Source organism: Thioalkalivibrio sp. ALJ15 (assembly GCF_000383695.1).
Classification (GTDB): domain Bacteria; phylum Pseudomonadota; class Gammaproteobacteria; order Ectothiorhodospirales; family Ectothiorhodospiraceae; genus Thioalkalivibrio.
Genome location: NZ_KB912056.1, coordinates 570904 through 586650 on the forward strand (window position 1 = coordinate 570904; position 15747 = coordinate 586650).

12 protein-coding genes are annotated in these 15747 nt (G+C 65.4%); 5 read left to right on the forward strand and 7 right to left on the reverse strand.

Features of this window, described 5'->3' with window-relative positions; all coding sequences use genetic code 11:
* The 3 genes from G015_RS0102675 to G015_RS0102685 form a co-directional block, all read right to left on the reverse strand.
* Positions 1-1458: a TIGR03016 family PEP-CTERM system-associated outer membrane protein gene (locus tag G015_RS0102675; RefSeq protein WP_018139500.1), complete on the reverse strand. Its 1458-nt coding sequence runs from the start codon at positions 1456-1458 to the stop codon at positions 1-3.
* Positions 1459-1531: 73 nt separating this feature from the next.
* Positions 1532-2425 carry an XrtA-associated tyrosine autokinase gene (locus tag G015_RS0102680; protein WP_018139499.1) on the reverse strand — a complete coding sequence of 298 codons (894 nt, stop codon included), beginning with the start codon at positions 2423-2425 and terminating at the stop codon, positions 1532-1534.
* A gap of 117 nt (positions 2426-2542) precedes the next feature.
* On the reverse strand, positions 2543-4099 hold the full coding sequence (locus G015_RS0102685; RefSeq protein ID WP_018139498.1) for an XrtA system polysaccharide chain length determinant: 1557 nt from the start codon (positions 4097-4099) through the stop codon (positions 2543-2545).
* 354 nt (positions 4100-4453) lie between these two features.
* Between G015_RS0102685 and G015_RS0102690 the strand changes: the two genes are divergently transcribed.
* Genes G015_RS0102690 through G015_RS0102705 form a run of 4 tightly spaced genes read left to right on the forward strand, consistent with a single transcriptional unit; the run spans position 4454 to position 7550 of the window.
* A complete protein-coding gene (locus G015_RS0102690) occupies positions 4454-5047 on the forward strand; it encodes a PilZ domain-containing protein (protein WP_018139497.1) in 594 nt (197 codons plus the stop codon).
* Positions 5048-5090: 43 nt separating this feature from the next.
* Complete coding sequence (locus G015_RS0102695) at positions 5091-5909, forward strand: acyl-homoserine-lactone synthase (RefSeq protein ID WP_018994386.1); 819 nt, start codon at positions 5091-5093, stop codon at positions 5907-5909.
* On the forward strand, positions 5899-6675 hold the full coding sequence (locus tag G015_RS0102700) for a PEP-CTERM/exosortase system-associated acyltransferase (protein ID WP_018994385.1): 777 nt from the start codon (positions 5899-5901) through the stop codon (positions 6673-6675). The genes G015_RS0102695 and G015_RS0102700 overlap by 11 nt, the downstream gene beginning before the upstream one ends.
* On the forward strand, positions 6675-7550 hold the full coding sequence (locus G015_RS0102705) for a ThiF family adenylyltransferase (RefSeq protein WP_018174998.1): 876 nt from the start codon (positions 6675-6677) through the stop codon (positions 7548-7550). Before G015_RS0102700 ends, G015_RS0102705 begins: the two co-directional genes overlap by 1 nt.
* A gap of 122 nt (positions 7551-7672) precedes the next feature.
* Here the strand turns inward: G015_RS0102705 and pepA are convergent, their stop codons facing one another.
* Positions 7673-8503 carry a flocculation-associated PEP-CTERM protein PepA gene (gene pepA / locus G015_RS0102710; protein ID WP_019592349.1) on the reverse strand — a complete coding sequence of 277 codons (831 nt, stop codon included), beginning with the start codon at positions 8501-8503 and terminating at the stop codon, positions 7673-7675.
* 236 nt (positions 8504-8739) lie between these two features.
* Between pepA and G015_RS0102715 the strand changes: the two genes are divergently transcribed.
* Entirely contained in the window at positions 8740-9408 is a 669-nt protein-coding gene (locus tag G015_RS0102715) for a class I SAM-dependent methyltransferase (RefSeq protein ID WP_018174996.1), read from the forward strand.
* Positions 9409-9498: 90 nt separating this feature from the next.
* On the opposite strand, the gene prsT is transcribed toward G015_RS0102715, so the two are convergent.
* The 3 genes from prsT to prsK are packed head-to-tail and all read right to left on the reverse strand — an operon-like array spanning position 9499 to position 15744.
* Positions 9499-12279 (reverse strand): XrtA/PEP-CTERM system TPR-repeat protein PrsT, encoded by a 2781-nt coding sequence (gene prsT, locus G015_RS0102720; RefSeq protein ID WP_020146123.1) that lies wholly within the window; start codon positions 12277-12279, stop codon positions 9499-9501.
* Between the two features lie 34 nt (positions 12280-12313).
* Positions 12314-13651: a PEP-CTERM-box response regulator transcription factor gene (gene prsR / locus G015_RS0102725; protein WP_018174994.1), complete on the reverse strand. Its 1338-nt coding sequence runs from the start codon at positions 13649-13651 to the stop codon at positions 12314-12316.
* 26 nt (positions 13652-13677) lie between these two features.
* Positions 13678-15744 (reverse strand): XrtA/PEP-CTERM system histidine kinase PrsK, encoded by a 2067-nt coding sequence (prsK, locus tag G015_RS0102730; protein WP_020146124.1) that lies wholly within the window; start codon positions 15742-15744, stop codon positions 13678-13680.
* Positions 15745-15747 lie beyond the last annotated feature (3 nt).

Genomic DNA, 15747 nt, shown 5'->3' on the forward strand with positions numbered 1-15747 from the left:
TCAGAACTCCTTGGTGATCAGCGCGATGATCGAGTTTTCCCGGTATTCGTTGACCCGGCTGTTCGAATCCCGCTGCTGATAGCGATAGGCCAGGCTGCCCCGCAGGTCCGGGGCGAACTGGCGGTTCAGGCTGGCGCGGAAGTAGAAGAAGTCGTCTTCGCGGTCGCTGCCCAGAAACTCCGTGCGCGAGACCCCGGAGCTCAGCTCCGTGGTGGTGCGCGGCCCCAGTGTCAGCTCCCAGAAGGCGATCACGCCGGTGCGGCGATTGTCGTCCTCGAAAATGCCGGCACCGGTGTCGAACTCGGCCTCGCGTCGGGTCTGGTAGCCGGTAACCCCGAACACGCTGCGCCCGGTATCGTAGCGCCAGTTCGCACGGGCACTGCGTGTCAGATAGAACCCCTCGATCAGCGCTTCTTGCGTAACCAGCGCGCTCGTGAACAGTAACTGGAGCTCTTCGAAGGTGTACTGGTCGAAGATCTCCTCGAACGTCATGCCCTCCAGTTCGGCCAGTTGGGACACGTCAAGGAACATGAATTCGCGCCGATCGCGGGTCGAGCTGATGCCCTCGGAATAGCTGACGCCGTAGCTGGCGCGGCGGCTGCGGTGCGTCGCGCTGAGGGCTCGTGTTGTGCCGAAGAAGCGTTCGCCATAACGTGCCTCGACGGAGGTCACCGGTGTCGGGGTCCAGCCGACACCGACCTCCCAGAAGCTGCCATCGTCGTCGTCGCGCAGGGTTTCGTAGTCGTTGAACTCCTCGCCCACGACGCCAAATACGCGCAGGGTGCGGCCAATGTTGTACCCGAGGGTTGCGCTGATCTCGCTGAACTCGCCCTCCAGCCCGTCTTCGTACTTCAGCCGGTCGTAGAAGCCCGCCAGCTGCCAGAACACGCGATCAAAAGCCGGGCCGCTGTCCAGGGTGTATTCCGCGCGGTTGCCCGTGCTGCTGGCCCGGTTGCTGCGGTGGTAGTGCCGCTCGTCGTAGGTGTAGCGAATGTCCTGGCGGGCAAAGGTGCCGAACTCGTTCTGCAGGTTGGGCGACACGCTGTAATACGAGGTCTCCTCGATGTTGCTGCGTGGCGTGCTGCCGCCGATGCCGACCGGGTCCAGCAGCGAGGTGGCCTGTTCCCGGCGCGAGGCGGTCACGTCGACAAAGAACGTGTCCTCGATGACCTCGGTCTGGTTGCGGGCGCGCAGCATGTGGGTCGTGCGGTCTTCGCTCGACTCGGACAGGTGGGTGCGATGGTTGAGCTGGTAGTCCACGCGGGTGTCATTGCGCACGCCGTCCCGGCGCAGGGTGAAGCCGGGGCGCGCATGCCCGATCAGGTCCGCATCCTCCTGCCCGCGGGGGGCCAGGCGGACGTTGTCGGTCGCCTCCACCCCCACCGTGACTCGCGGGGTGAAGTCCCACTCGGTGGCCAGGCCCGAGGCGGGCAGCGCCAGCGTGCCGCCGCCCAGCACGGCGATCAGACAGATCGCCCGGCCGTTCCGTACCGGGGCCTCCCTGCGGTGTGTGACCCGCACCCGTCCCTGGTTAGTGCTCATGGCTCACCTCCCCGTACGGGCGCTCGTGATAGTAGCCCGTGCCATAGCCAAGCCCCGGGGTGGAGGGCGCTCGGTTGAGTGCAGTCAGGACCACATCGCAGCCGGCGAGCTGCTGCATCGCGTTCTCCACGGAGGCGGCCGGGGTGCGCTCGGCGTCGACCACCATCACGACCTGTCCCATCCCGGCGGCCAGCACGCCCGGCTCGCTGGTGGCCAGTAGCGGGGGGGAATCGAACAGGATGATGCGGTCCTGATAGCGATCGTGAAGTTCGTCCAGCAAGGCCCGCATCCCGTCACTGGCCAGGATCTCGGTGGATCGCCCGTGCGGGCGCCCGGCGGGCAGCACCGAGAGGTTCTCGATGTTGGTCCGCATCAGGACATCGGGGATGCCAAGGTCCGGCTCCGTGAGGACATCCATCAGCCCGCGCTCGGCCTCGAACCCGAGGACCCTCGGAACGGTCGGCTGGGCCACATCGGCGTCGACCAGCAATACCGTGCGGTCGACCTCCATCGCCATGCTGATCGCCAGGTTGGTGGTCAGAAAGGTCTTGCCCTCGCGTGGCAGCGAGCTGGTCACCATGATCAGCCGCCCGCGGGGTATCCGCATTGCGGAGTGGCGCCCGAACGCGTTGTTCAAGAGCGGCCGCTTCATCATGCGGATCTCTTCGGCCAGGGTGGAGCGCTGGTCGCCGGGCACGATCAGCCCCTGCCGCCGCAGGTGCCCGAAGTCGATGCGAGCTGCCGCCGAGTGCTCGCCGTGCCCGGATGCCGGGGCCTCCGTGCCCCCCGCTTCCCGGTCCGTGTGTCCGGATGCTGCGTCGGCGGGCAGGGGCTGTATGGGAGCCGACCGGCTCTTGTCGAGGGCTTTTTCAATGATGCTCATGAGCGTCTGGCTCCCCTTGCCGTGCGCCGGCCCGCAGGGCCCGCGCCTCCATGGAACAAATGCATCCCGGTCCCTGATGCGTTGCGTGCGATACACCGGGCCGATGGCCGCGGCCGTTCATCGCAACAGGCTCAGCAGTTCGTCGAGAACACCGGCCGATCCGGTGAGGTAAAGACCCATGACCACGGCATACACCAGAAGGAGGGTGGCCAGGGCGATTGAAAAGGCCGACAGCTCCAGCCTGCGGCGGCGCCGTATCTGGGGTGTGCGTACGGCCGAGATGGTGCCCAGAACCGGGCGACCGGCGATCTCCGCGAGCTGCCGCCGATTGCTGACCGTCCGCCGCAGCTGTGAAAGCAGGAAGGCGAAGCCCGTGCCCGCGCCCAGACCGACCAGCAAGATGCCGGTGGCCATCAGTGGGCGGTCGGGTGCCGAGGGGGCTGTCGGTCGGCGCGGCGGCTCGAGGACGCGGAAATCGACCGAGTCGGTTTCCGACTCCACCGCGCCCGACATGATCGCCTGTTCGCGGCGGCTCTGGAGCTGGCGGTAGGAGTCGCGCAGTACGTCGTAGTTGCGGGTCAGCGCGGTCAGCTCCGACTCCACGGCCGGAGCGCGGTCGACGTCCTGTTCCAGCCGCGCGACCCGCGCTTGGAACTCTTCGATCCGGGTCTCCAGCATCGCGATCTCGCTCTCGGCGTCGGTGATCGCGGCCTGCAGCGCGTCGCCACCCCCGGTAGCCCCAATGGGTACGACCGCCGGGTTGCGCGCGTAGTCGGCGGCTTCGCGCGAGCGGCGCTCTTCCAGCTCCGAGAGGATGCGCCTTGCGGCGACGATGTCGGGGTGGTCGTCGGTGTAGCGATGCCGCATGGCATCGATGTTTTCCTGCAGGTCGTTGATCCGGCGGTCCAGCTCCGGGTTGCGGTACTGCGCCCTCACCGTGCCGCCACCCGACCGGCTCTCCTCGGCACGGCGCTGCAATGCGGCCAGGCGGCTGTGGGCCTCGCGCAGTTGCAGCTCTGCCTGGGCCACCTGTTCGCGGCCGCGTTCCAGGCGCGAGTAGAAGTTGCCGTCGCCGCTGATAAAACGCGCATTCTGCCGCTTGAAGTCTTCGATCTCGGCTTCCCTGGCCTGCAGCTGGCGCTCGTAGATCTCGATCTGGCGCTCGATGAATCGCTGCGAGGTGCTCAGATCCAGGCGCGAGTCGCCCAGGCCGCGCTCCATGAACAGATTCACCGTCTCGCGGACCACGCGCTCGGCCACATCAGGATTGCTGTGGCGAAAACGCACAGTGAAGATGTTTTCGCGCCGTTCGCCGTCCAGGGTCAGCCTGCTGCGCAGCAGGCTGACCTGCGCGTCGAGGTCGGCACTACCCATGTAGACGTCCAGGTCGCTTTGCCGGGCGATGGTCTCCAGGTTGTCGCGGCTGAGCAGGGTGCGCGTCACCATCCGCAGCCGCTCTTCTGTATCCGGGCGCACCGTCATCCCGCGCAGCAGCGGGTTCAGGACGGACTGAGTGTTGACGAACACCTGCGCATTAGCCTGATAGGTATCCGGGAGGCTCTGGATGTAAGCCCATCCGCCCAGACACACAATCCAGGCAATCGGCAGAATCCACCAGCGTCGGCGCCAGGTGGCGCGCGCCCGCTGAACAAAATCCTGAACAATCTTTTCCATTTCTTGTTGCCCCCTGTTAAACCCTTTGACGTTCAATGACGCCTTGTGGGTCTTCGAACGGAGTAACAGTTCTCCGGTAAAAGGGTTCCCCGCAAGGTCGATTGGCACCTTGCTTGAGCCCCACCTCGGGAGACGTCTAGGGCTATTGAAGATCGTTTGTTTTCCCTTGTCTACACGTGTCGAGAATGTTTACACCTGAAAAAATTTTGAAGCTGAGTTTTCTAATAAATTTTCGCGGTTTTATAACGGATCAGGGGTTTACGTTAACTGGTACGCAGTTTGCTGGGCTTTGTTCGATTAGGCTCGAAACGGCTGCGGCAGGGGGGTGGCCTGGCGGTTGGGAGGGATTCTCAAATGCACGACGATCTGGGCCAGAGAAGTCTCGCGCAGAATCTGGCGGAGTTCTGGCATCCCGCCATGCTCAAGCGGAACTGGAGCGAGCGCCTCGCGCTGATGAACGACATCTACCGACAGCTCCATCGGTTCAGTGCCAGTGACGAAGAGTACGAGTCCTGGGCCGGACAGCTGGTGGAGGCCGTAATCGACCGACTCGGGGAACCCCCGATTACGGATCCGGCTCAGGCCGATCTCTACGCCTGTTCGCCGAACCCGAGGCACTGGTCGGCCGCATTCGCCTGGCGCTACGGCCGCAAGACACCCGGCCGGCCCGAGCAGCGCTGCTGGCCTCGGTATGCGGTCAACCTGCTGACCGAGATCGGCATCCGAAAGGAGTGGCGCAAGTGCCGCCTGATGGATCTTTCGCGGGGTGGCGCGCGGATTGCACTGGTCGGGCAGTACCCGTATTTGCCGCCGGATACCGCCTTGCAGCTAATGCTCCCGACCGCCGGGACCTTCGATGCCGTCGTGGTATCCGATCGCCGAGTGGGTCTGGGCCTGCGTTTTCTCAGGCGCAATGGTCCGGGTCAACGCATCGACACGACGGCTTGAAGGCATGCGCCTCTGGCCGGGGAAATCCGTATTGAATTACGCAATGGAGGACGAACGTTTGTATACCCATGCTGGCGTCGAACCGGGACGCCCCACCTCAGATCGTTGCCTGCCGGATGGGCACTCCCCGTCCTATCAGGTGTATCTCGCCACGGGCGCCCGGGCGCGTCGCATCCACTATCGGATGCGCTACGCGGTGTACTGTCTGGAGACTGGTTTCGAAGCGGCCGAGCGTTACCCGGAAGGTTTCGAGCGCGACATCCACGACGAGCACGCCGCTCATTTTCTGGTGCGGATGGGCGGGCTGTACGACGGCGGGCACTGGGTTGGCGCCATGCGTCTGATCCGGCCGGAGGCGGGTCTCCTCCCGACCATGGCCGCCGGGCATCTGTTTGAGGATGCCTTCGCGACGCCCAGGGTCGAGTCCCCGCGGGTGCTCGAGGTTTCCCGTCTGATTGCTCGTGGTTCACCGGAACGCGGATCGCCGCGTTTGCTGTATCACCTTTGCCAGGCCGCCCAGGCCTATGCCGAAGACCACGGGTATGACTTTCTGCTGTTCATGATTCGACCAGCCCTCGCGCGTCTGCTCCAGCGCCACCATATCCCCATCGAGCTGTGTGGCGAGGCCTGTGATCACCGGGGGCTGCGGCTGCCGTTTCGTGCATTGACTGCCGAGTCCGGCGTGGCGCTGTCCGCCTGGCGCCGCCGGCTGGGGCTGGGCGACGCACCGGTGCGCCCCCACTATGCGCAACTGGCCGGACACCCACCGCTCCCGTACCGCGCGGCGCCGGGGTACAAGCGTTGCTGGCGCCCGCGTGTGTATCACGCCCCAAGGGCTATGGAAGTGCCCTGTGCAGGATGACCCGCTCATCACGGCATTCTGCCGCTATTTTTCTCTGGTGAAGCCGGACAAGGAGCAGCTGGAGGCGGTGTACCGACTGCGCTACGAGGTCTACTGCCGAGAGTTTCGTTACGAGTCTCCGGAGAGCTGCCCGGGCGAGCGCGAGATCGACGAATATGACGCCCAGTCCACGCATTGCCTGCTGGAGCATGTGGTGAGCGGTACCCACGCGGGCTGCGTCCGGGTCGTGCATGTTGACGCGCGTCAGAAGATCCACGAACTCCCGATGGAGCGCCACTGCGATAACTGCTTTTACGAGACCGAATTTCGCCCGGACCGGCTGGAGCGGGACGCGATCTGCGAGGTCTCCCGACTGGCCGTCAATGGCCTGTTCCGGCGACGTCTGGGGGAGTCGGTCACTCCTGTCGGGGACCTTCATCTGCTGAATGTGCCTCTGGAACAGGCGCGTACCTTCCCGCTGCTGGCGTTGAGTCTGTTCATGAGTGCGGTCGCCATGATGGAGATCGAGGGCCGCTCGCATGCCTTCGCCATGATGGAGCCGTCTCTGGCGCGCATCCTGCGTCGCCACGGCCTGAAGGTGAAGCAGATCGGCACGCTTCAGAACTACCATGGTCGCCGCGCGCCGTTTCATATTAGTCTGCTTACAGCCCTGGCCGGGATTCACCGTTCACCGTCGCTGAGCCAGCTGTATGCACACTCCTATGCCAATCTCTCCGACCCCCATCCCTCCGACTCTCTCTGGGACGCGATTGCCAGCGCGGCCTGATGCCTGAATTCGACTATCACGCGGCGTTCCGGCGCACCCATGGCTGGGTGACCTGGCCGGAGATGGAACGCCTGCGCGGTGCGCGGGTGGCGATCGCCGGTCTTGGGGGTGTCGGCGGGAGCCATCTGCTGACGCTCGCCCGCCTGGGGGTGGGGCGCTTTCATATCGCGGATTTCGACTGCTTCGAGCTGCACAACATGAACCGCCAGGCGGGGGCCGGCATGTCCCGTTTGGGCCGACCCAAGGTCGAGGTCCTGCGCGAGATGGCGCTGGACATCAATCCGGAGCTCGAGATCACCACATTCCCGGAGGGGGTGTACCAGCACAATCTGGAGGCCTTCCTGCAGGGTGTGGACCTCTACGTCGACGGGCTCGACTTTTTCGTGTTTCAGGTCCGCCGCGAGGTCTTCGCCGCTTGCGCGGAGCGGGGGATCCCGGCGATCACCGTGGCCCCGCTCGGCATGGGGGCCGCATTGCTCAATTTCCGCCCGGGTGGTCTGTCGTTCGATGACTACTTCGACCTGCGCGATGGATTGCCCGACGAGGAGCTGGCGCTGCGTTTCATGATGGGCCTGGCCCCGTCGATGATGCAGATGGGCTATCTGGCCGATCCTGCCGCCGTCGACCTGAGGGCGCAGCATGGCCCGTCCACCGTGATGGCCTGCGAGCTGTGCGCCGGGGTCATGGGTACCGAGGCCCTGAAGATCCTGCTGGGACGTGGCCGTGTCGTCTGGGCCCCGCGCGGCGTTCACTTCGATGCCTATCGCCAGCGCCTCGCCCGCACCTGGCGCCCCGGTGGCAACCGCAATCCCCTGCAGCGCCTGCTGCTGGCGATCGGACGACGTCGACTCGCACGTCTCCGGGCCCAGGTCTGAACAGCAGCCATCCAGCCTCGCGTTTCGTATGTTCGGACATAAAAAAACCCCTCGTCCGAAGACGAGGGGCCGGGAGAGGCTTTCCACCCAGGGGGGAGCAGAAGGCCCAACCACAAGGGCTGCTAGGCAGCCAGGCCAGTCTCGCGGCGGCGGCGTCGCGTGGCGACGAAGCCGAGCATTACCAGCCCGGTTCCCAGCAGAAGCAGCATGCCCGGCTCGGGTACCCCGAACCACCGGGCGTCGGCCGAGCCGACCACATCAAAGGTAGTGCGCTGATCGACTTCCTCGAAACCCTCGATAAAGTCGAACTGACCCGATACTCGGACATTCATGTAGAACGGGTCCGGACTGGTGAAGAATTGCTTGCCTTCATCCGTCAGCATCCACTCGTTGAAGATGAGCGCGAAGCTGCCGATATCGTCCGAGCCGGGTTCAAAGCGACCCGCGCCCCGCTCGAAGATGTCGGACCAGCCTACGAGGATGTCATCACCCGTGCCGCCAAGGGCCACACCGTCGGCCGCATCGCCCGAGTTAAACCCGAAGGTGGTATCCAGATTCGGATCCAGGTAGAGCGCGATCGAGCCGGTGGTGCCGGTGAACTCGCCCGAACCCGCGTCGAAAGTCCCGGAGGACTCGAACACGGCATACAGGCCATAGAACAGATCACCGTCGTCCCCGCCGGCGCCCAGACGATTGCTGACGCTTGTACCCCCAAGGAAGTACTGACCTACGTTCCAGTAGGCCGCCGCGTCGAAGGAACCGTCGGTATCGAGGGTCAGCAGCTCCTCATACCCGCCGGTAATACGGTCAACCTGACGTTCGCCGACCGCGATCGTCGAGAGATCGAGCTGCGAATCATCAATCGTGAAGACGCCGGCATGTGCGGTGCTCGCAAGCCCCAGACTGGCCACTGCCAGTACCGCCCCCAGCGCTGTTTGCTTGAACCTTTCCATGTTGTAATCCTCCACCAGTTAGCATCAATTTGTTTGGGTTAACGCTTACTTCCACTTCAATTTGCTAGTCGTCCTGTCTTGCGAGTGAAGTAAAGCAGGCTGCGTGCCAAAAGTGCTAACTATCGGATTTTCAAGGCGTTTGTTTTGTTTTTCCTTGGTCCTGGAAAAGGGCTTTGTAAAAAAAACGGACGGCGGAGTTGGGGGCTCGGCCGTTCTTTCCGTGAAGGAGATGCCACATGTCCAAGCGTGCCAAGACCCGCGACGAGATTGCCGAGGCCTACAAGTCGCCACCCTGGTGGTACGACGCGCGGGGGTTTTTCATCCTGACCTTTGCCTACAACAGCACCCTGGGCGCCCAGATCCGGTTTTTTGGCCGCAACATGGGGGCCCGGCATCTGGAGATCGGCTGCGGTACGGGGACGTTGCTGGAGATGGCGATCAAGTGGCGGCGCCGGCGCAAACTGCCGGAGAGCGAAATCGTTGGCGTGGATTACGCCGAATCCATGCTGGCGGGCGCGCGCCACCGCTTCGCAAAGGACGAGCACGTGACTGTCAAACACGCCGACGCCGCGGAGCTGCCGTTCGCCGACGGCGAGTTCGATACGGCCAACATCGCCAACTCGGTACACTGCTTTCCGGATGTGGACGGCGCCATCCACGAGGCCTTTCGGGTGCTCAAGCCGGGGGGCACCCTGGCCGCGAACGTCCTGCTGTATCCGCGCACGCCGCAGCCACTCAAATTGATTGCCGAACGCATCAACCGCTGGGGCATGCGCAAAGGCATCCTGCATACCCCGTACGAGGCCCGCGATATCCTGAGTCGCTTCACCAGCGCCGGATTCCAGGTGGTCGACTCCTCGATCTCGGGCAATTGCTACAACCTGCTGTTGAAGAAATCGCAGTAGTCCTGGCGCCAGTTTCGACGCTGGCCGGAAAAGCAGAAGCCCACGCGGACGTGGGCTTCTGCTCGGCGCGTCTTTCTCGCTTTTCCGGTTTTACAGCGACTCGTGAAGCGACTGCGCCCGTTCGCGTTCCGGGAAATCTTCGTGGGCCTCCAGCAGCTCCGTCAGCAGGGCGCGCGCCTGTTCGGTTTCGCCGCTGGCCTGGTAGGCCTGTGCCAGATGGAACCCGATATCCGGTGCCTGCGGGCTCATCCGGTAGGCCCGCTGCAGGGTCTCCAGGGCGCTCTCGGTGTCGCCGCCCTCCAGCAAGACCACGCCCAGGGTGTCGAGAATCGCGGGCTGATCCGGGGCCAGTTCGACAGCCCGCTGGGCATACTCGCGGGCGCGGGGGTTGTCGGTCTCGCGGGCCAGCCATGCCGCATTGTTCAGCGCGATGACATCGTTGGGCCGCTGTTCCAGCACGGTTTCGTAGGTTTCCAGGGCTTCGGCCTCGTGGCCGGCGTTGATCTGCGCCGAGCCGAGCAGGTGGCGCGAGGCGAGATCATCGGGGTGCTCCTGCAGCCAGCCCTGCAGCGTCTCCAGGGCCGCGTCGGAATGGCCGGCCCGCTGCTGAACCTGGTATTTCTCCACCAGCCAGTCGCGTCGGGACTCACGCTCAAGGGCGCGTTCGTAGCCCTCGATCGCCTTGTCGAGCTCGCCGGCTTGTGCGTCGAACCAGGCCTGTTGCGCGATCACCTGCGCCGCCTCCGGGGCCCGCTCCGCAACAGGCTCGAAGACCTGACGCGCCTCGTCGACCTCGCCGGCCAGACTCAGGTGGCGGGTCAGCACCATGCGCGCGCTCATGTGGCTGGAGTCGATCGACAGCGTCTCGCGCAGGGCCGTGACGGCCTGCTCGGTCTCGCCCAGCGCGGCGAGATTGCGCGCCTGCCGGAAGCGCAGCTCCGCGGCATCCGGCCGCAGTACGGCCAGGTGCCCAAGCGTCTGTGCCGCGCCCGCGAAGTCCCCCTCGCGCTCCTGCTGATCGACCAGCAGGCCCAGCACTCGGGTGTCGTTGGGGTGATGTTCGCGGGCTTTTTCCAGGGTCGATCGGGCGGCGGCGTGATCCTCCTGCTGGTTCTGGGCGCGTGCCAGCATCAGGTAGGGCTCGATCCGATCCCGGTGCGCCTCGATTGCGTCCTGCAGCCAGCGCTTGCCGGCCTCCATCTCCCCCTGCTGGAAATGCAGTGTCGCCAGCCGAATCGCCGAGGTGGGATGCCCGGGGTCGCGTTCCTGCAGGTCCTCGAGGATCTCGCGGGCCGTCTCCAGGTTGCCCTGGCGGACCTCGAGCGAGCTCAGGTTCAGGGCCAGGGTGCTGTTGTCCGGATGGAGCGACAGTCCTTCCTGATAGATCAGGCGGGCCTCGTGGGTTTCGCCCATCCCCAGCAGGGCGGCGCCCATCAGGTTGAAGCCCTGCGGGTTTTCCGGGTCCTTGTCGCGCAGACGCTGGGTGGCCTCCAGGGCCTGCTCGTACTGCCCATCCCGGATATGCGCCAGGGCCACCGAGTAGTCGGCCAGGCGTACATCCGCGCTTTCGCTGGCGACTCGGTGCAGCAGCGCCATGCCTTGCTCGTGGTCGCCGTGCCGCACCAGGGCAATCCCCAGCATCTCCTGCAGTTCCGGGCGGTCCGCGCGGTTGGCCAGGGCCTCGCGCAGGACCTCGATCCCGCTTTCAGTGTCGCCCTCGCCGATATAGAGCGCGGCCAGCTGATCGCCCAGGGCTTCGATCAGGTCGGGCCGCTCGCTCAGTGCCTCGGCCAGGATCCGTCGAGCATCCTGGGTGCGGCCCTGTTCAATGCGCAGCTGGGCCAGCAGCCGATAGCTCATCGCGTTGGCCGGGCCCAGCGCATGGTGGCGCTCCAGCAGGCGTTCCGCCTGGGACCAGTTGCCTTCTTCCAGCTGGATGGCCGCCAGATAGGGCATCGCGAGGCGGTAGTTGGCCGAGGCCGCCAGCGCCTCTTCCAGGTGGGGGCGAGCCTGCAGGGGTTCGCCCGTCTCGAACTCGATCAGCCCCATCAGGAAGTGGCCGCCGGCGTGGTTGGGTGCGCCATCCTTGAGGAATTTGCCATCGGCCCGGGCCTCGTCGAACTGCCCCAGTTCGACGTGCATCAGCCCGCGCTTCAGGCGTTCGGCGATCGCATCCGGGCGCAACTCGACGGCGCGGCTAAAGGCCTTGAGTGCAGCCTCGGGGTCGCCCTGCACCCGTTCCAGGTCTCCCTTGAGGGACCAGGCAGGCGAAAATTCGGCGTCCTTTTCCAGGGCCGCATCGGTCATCTTCATGGCCTGCTCGGCGTCGCCATCGGACATCGCCTTGTAGGCGCGCGCCAGATGAATCTCGACCAGATCGTCATGCGCCTCGCGGGCGGCCTCAAGATAATCCGATCCGGCAGTGGTGTCTCCCGCCTGATAGGCCGCCAGCGACCGATAGGCCAGCAGGCGCGCGGCATCCTCGCCTTCCAGGCCATCGGCCTCGGGGATCTCGGCGATTGCCCCACTGCCACCCAGCATGAACAGCAGCCGCGCCAGGGGCAGGGCGTACTCGTTCGGGTCCGCGCCCGTCTCCAGGGCTCGTTGCAGGTGGCGCACGGCCGGTTCCGGCTGCTGGTCGCGCAGATAGGCGAGGCCCAGGCGGCCGCGCACCTCGGGGTCCGGATTGCGCTGCAGCACGTTGCGATACTCGATGGTGGCCGCGGCATATTCGCCTGCTTCCATGTGGCGCTCGGCACGTTCGCGGTGCTCGGCCTCGGTCGGGGTGCCCAGGGCATCGCAACCGACCAGGGTCAGCGCCATCAGCAACGGAGCCAGGCGCGGGAGGGTGCGGCGGGGCGCGCCCACCACACGGGATACAGAACGGGGAGTCTTCATGGCGGGTTTACCTCAGGCCAAATTTGTCGAGCAGGCTGTAGAGCGTCGGCCGTGTGATTCCGAGCTGGTCGGCGGCCTGGGCAATGTTGTTCTTGCTGCGGGCCATCGCCTTCAGGATGGCCTCGTGTTCTGCGCTGTCGCGGATATCGCGTAGTCGTACCGCCGGGGCCTCGCCCTCGGGCGGCTCCAGGCCCAGGTCCTTTGCGGTAATCAACTGGCTGTCGGCCATGATCACGGCGCGGCGGATCAGGTTTTCCATCTCGCGCACGTTGCCCGGCCAGTCGTAGGACTCGATCGCGTGGGTGGCGTCCTGGGTAAAGCCGCGGCGCGGCCGCCGCTGATCCTGGGTGAAGCGGTCGAGCAGGTAGTGCGCGATCAGCGTTGCATCCCCCTTGCGCTCGCGCAGGGGAGGAATCGAGACCGAGATCTCGCTGATGCGGTAATACAGGTCTTCGCGGAACTCGCCCTGCTGGATCAGCGCCTTCAGGTCCTGGTTCGTGGCGCCGATGATGCGCACGTTGACCGGGATCTCGCTGCGACCGCCGAGGCGTTCGATCTTGCGCTCCTGCAAAAAGCGCAGCAGCTTGGCCTGCAGGCTGTGCGGCAGGTCACCAATCTCGTCCAGGAACAGGGTCCCGTTGTTGGCGTGTTCGATGCGCCCGATGGTCTGCCGTGTGGCCCCGGTAAAGGCGCCTTTCTCGTACCCGAACAGTTCGCTTTCCAGCAGGTTCTCCGGGATCGCCGCGCAGTTGATCGCCACGAAGCGTTCATCCGCGCGCCCGCTCAGGTCGTGCAGCGCGCGTGCCAGCACCTCCTTCCCGGTGCCACTCTCGCCCAGCAGCAGCACGGTGGCGTCCGAAGGTGCGACACGCTCGACTACCCGGCAGACATCCAGCATTCCCGGGTCGGCGGTGATGACCCCGCTCAGGGACGCCCCGGGCTTGCGCGCCAGCTTGCGGTTCTCCGCCTCGAGGCCGTACAGGTGGGCAGCGCGATCGACGATCATCCGCAGCAGGTCGGATTCGACCGGCTTGATGTAGTAGTCGTAGGCGCCCAGGGCCACGGCCTTGAGCGCGTTCTCGCGATCGTCATTCCCGGTGACAACGATGACCTTGGTCTCCGGGTCCATCGCCAGGATGTCCTGCAGCAGGGCCAGGCCCTCGGAAGCATTGGCCGGGTCTGGCGGAAGGCCCAGGTCCAGTGTCACCAGCTCCGGCTGATGGCGCCGCATCCTGGACATGGCGCTTTCGCGGTCCTCGGCCTCCAGGATCTCGTATCCCTCAAAACACCAGCTCAGCTGGTTGCGCAGACCCTGATCGTCTTCGACGATGAGAAGCTTCAGCATGGAACCCTCGCAATCACCTGCGGCCTTCATGACGGTTCAGCCATGGCCGGTGCCATCTGCAAGGGGAGCTTCAGGGTAAAGATCGTTCCGACGCCGGCCTCGCTGTCGACGGTGATGCGTCCTCCCATGCGCAAAACTCGATCCCGCGCCTCATATAAACCAATCCCCATCCCTGCATTTCCCTTGGTGGTTTGAAAGGGCTTGAAGAGCCGATTTTTTAGAAAAGCCGGCTCCATACCGCTCCCCGTGTCTTCAATTTGAACAATAGCCCAACCCCCTTCGGTGTAAAGATTGAGATTGATTGAGCCGTCATCCGGCGTAGCTTCTTGAGCATTTCTTACAAGATTGAGTAGTACATTTTTAAGTCCCTCCTGGTCCCCGATGACGGCCGCGGGTTCGCGCAGGTCGAGCCGCGGCAGGGGCGAGCGGTGGCTGCTGGCCTCGGAGACCTCGGCGAGAAGCCGATCCAGCGGGATGATGCGGTTCGGTGTGTCGGGCGTGGCCTGGGCGTGGCGCAACTGGGCCAGGGTCCGCTCCAGCCGGTCGCGGGCATTGCTCACCGTGTTCAGGGCATCGCGGACAAAGTCCGGGTTGGACAGGTGACGCTCCGCGTTGGAGCACACCAGGGACAGCTGGGCCGAGACGTTCTTGAGGTCGTGCACCAGAAACGCCGCCAGTCGGTGAAAGGCCTCGAACTGGCGGGCCTCCAGCAGGGCCTCGTCGGTCTGCACCAGCGCGACATACACCGCGAGCTGGCGCCCGGCGGTCTTCAGGAGGTCGCGTTCCTCCCAGTCGATCTTGCGCGGCGCGCGGGGCTGGGCGAGCACGACGAACCCCTGCAGACGCTCGCCCTTGAGCAGCGGCACCACCACCCACAGGCGCGTGTTCTGCGCCAGCCATTCGGGCAGTTGCAGGCCCTGATACAGCTCGGGGTCTCGGCGGTATTCGTTGAGGTCGATCACCCAGCCGGTGCGCGCGACGAACTCCACCAGTGCCCCGTCGGGCTCCTCCGGGGGATAACTCGGATCGCCCAGGTTCAGTACCCCCTCCAGGGCGTAGGGGCCGTTGCGGTCGCGCACCCACAGCAGCCCCCCAGGGCTGTCCACCAGTTCGCCGATCGCCTGGATGGCGCGTTGGCGGAACGGGATCTCGTCATCCTCGGCCGAGAGCGTTCCGGTAAACCGCAGCCACTCCTGGCGGTAATCGAACGAGTAGCGAAAGAAGTGCTTGGCCAGGAAGACGCGCAGACGCGACCGCAGACTGCCCGAGGCGACGATGACGGCCAGCAGCAACGCCGCGCCGAACAGAAACACTACCTGCAGGAAGGCACCCAGATCGCCCCCGACATGCCGCAGGTAGTACCCGGCGGCCCCGATGGCGAACAGATAAAGCCCGGCGCCGATCAGCGCCGCGGTGTGAAACAGCAGGTGGCGCGAGACCACCGGGGCCTCGCGGGCCTGCAGCGGCCGGCGGGCCAGCGAGATCGCGAGCAATGGCACGATGAGCGCATTGACCAGGCCGCGGGCCTGCCAGGCCGGGCTGTTGATCGCCCCGAACAGTACGAGATCGGCAAACAGGAAGAGGTCGAAGGCGAACATCGCCCCGAGGCCCAGGCTCAGGAACTTGATCTCCCAGCGCCGCTGCAGGGGCGTATTGCGAAAGACCTGCTCGACCAGCACCAGGCCCAGCACCGCCATGCCCAGCATCGCAGTGCCCACCCAGGCGCCATAGGTTATCGGGAGCGGCAGTGCCAGGGCAGCGAACACGCCGAACATCAGCGCGGCGGTGACGATCATCGCCGTGCGCAAGGGTGCGGGTGGGCGCGTGCTCGGCTCGCCGCGACGGGCGAGCAGGGCGAACAGGACCGCGAACCACCCGGCGTTGCGCAGCACCTCGAAGGCCCCGCCGGAGACCGGTGCCTCGCCGATCTCGTGCGCCACGAGCGCCATGTGCAGCGCCCAGATCACCGACAGCAGCGCCGCGCCCGCGACCCACAGGCTCCCCGGGCGCTGCCGCCAGGTCCACAGGGCCAGCACCACCAGGACGAGAAAGGCGAGGGCGGCCAGGAGATAGCTGGGCGCGGCGAGATTCATGGC

What these genes read in the sequence shown, in the direction of transcription:
- G015_RS0102680 (WP_018139499.1), bottom strand. Translation starts at nt 2,425, where the DNA reads ATGAGCATCATTGAAAAAGCCCTCGACAAGAGCCGGTCGGCTCCCATA.
- G015_RS0102685 (WP_018139498.1), bottom strand. Translation starts at nt 4,099, where the DNA reads ATGGAAAAGATTGTTCAGGATTTTGTTCAGCGGGCGCGCGCCACCTGG.
- G015_RS0102690 (WP_018139497.1), top strand. Translation starts at nt 4,454, where the DNA reads ATGCACGACGATCTGGGCCAGAGAAGTCTCGCGCAGAATCTGGCGGAG.
- G015_RS0102695 (WP_018994386.1), top strand. Translation starts at nt 5,091, where the DNA reads ATGGAGGACGAACGTTTGTATACCCATGCTGGCGTCGAACCGGGACGC.
- G015_RS0102705 (WP_018174998.1), top strand. Translation starts at nt 6,675, where the DNA reads ATGCCTGAATTCGACTATCACGCGGCGTTCCGGCGCACCCATGGCTGG.
- pepA (WP_019592349.1), bottom strand. Translation starts at nt 8,503, where the DNA reads ATGGAAAGGTTCAAGCAAACAGCGCTGGGGGCGGTACTGGCAGTGGCC.
- G015_RS0102715 (WP_018174996.1), top strand. Translation starts at nt 8,740, where the DNA reads ATGTCCAAGCGTGCCAAGACCCGCGACGAGATTGCCGAGGCCTACAAG.
- prsR (WP_018174994.1), bottom strand. Translation starts at nt 13,651, where the DNA reads ATGCTGAAGCTTCTCATCGTCGAAGACGATCAGGGTCTGCGCAACCAG.
- prsK (WP_020146124.1), bottom strand. Translation starts at nt 15,744, where the DNA reads ATGAATCTCGCCGCGCCCAGCTATCTCCTGGCCGCCCTCGCCTTTCTC.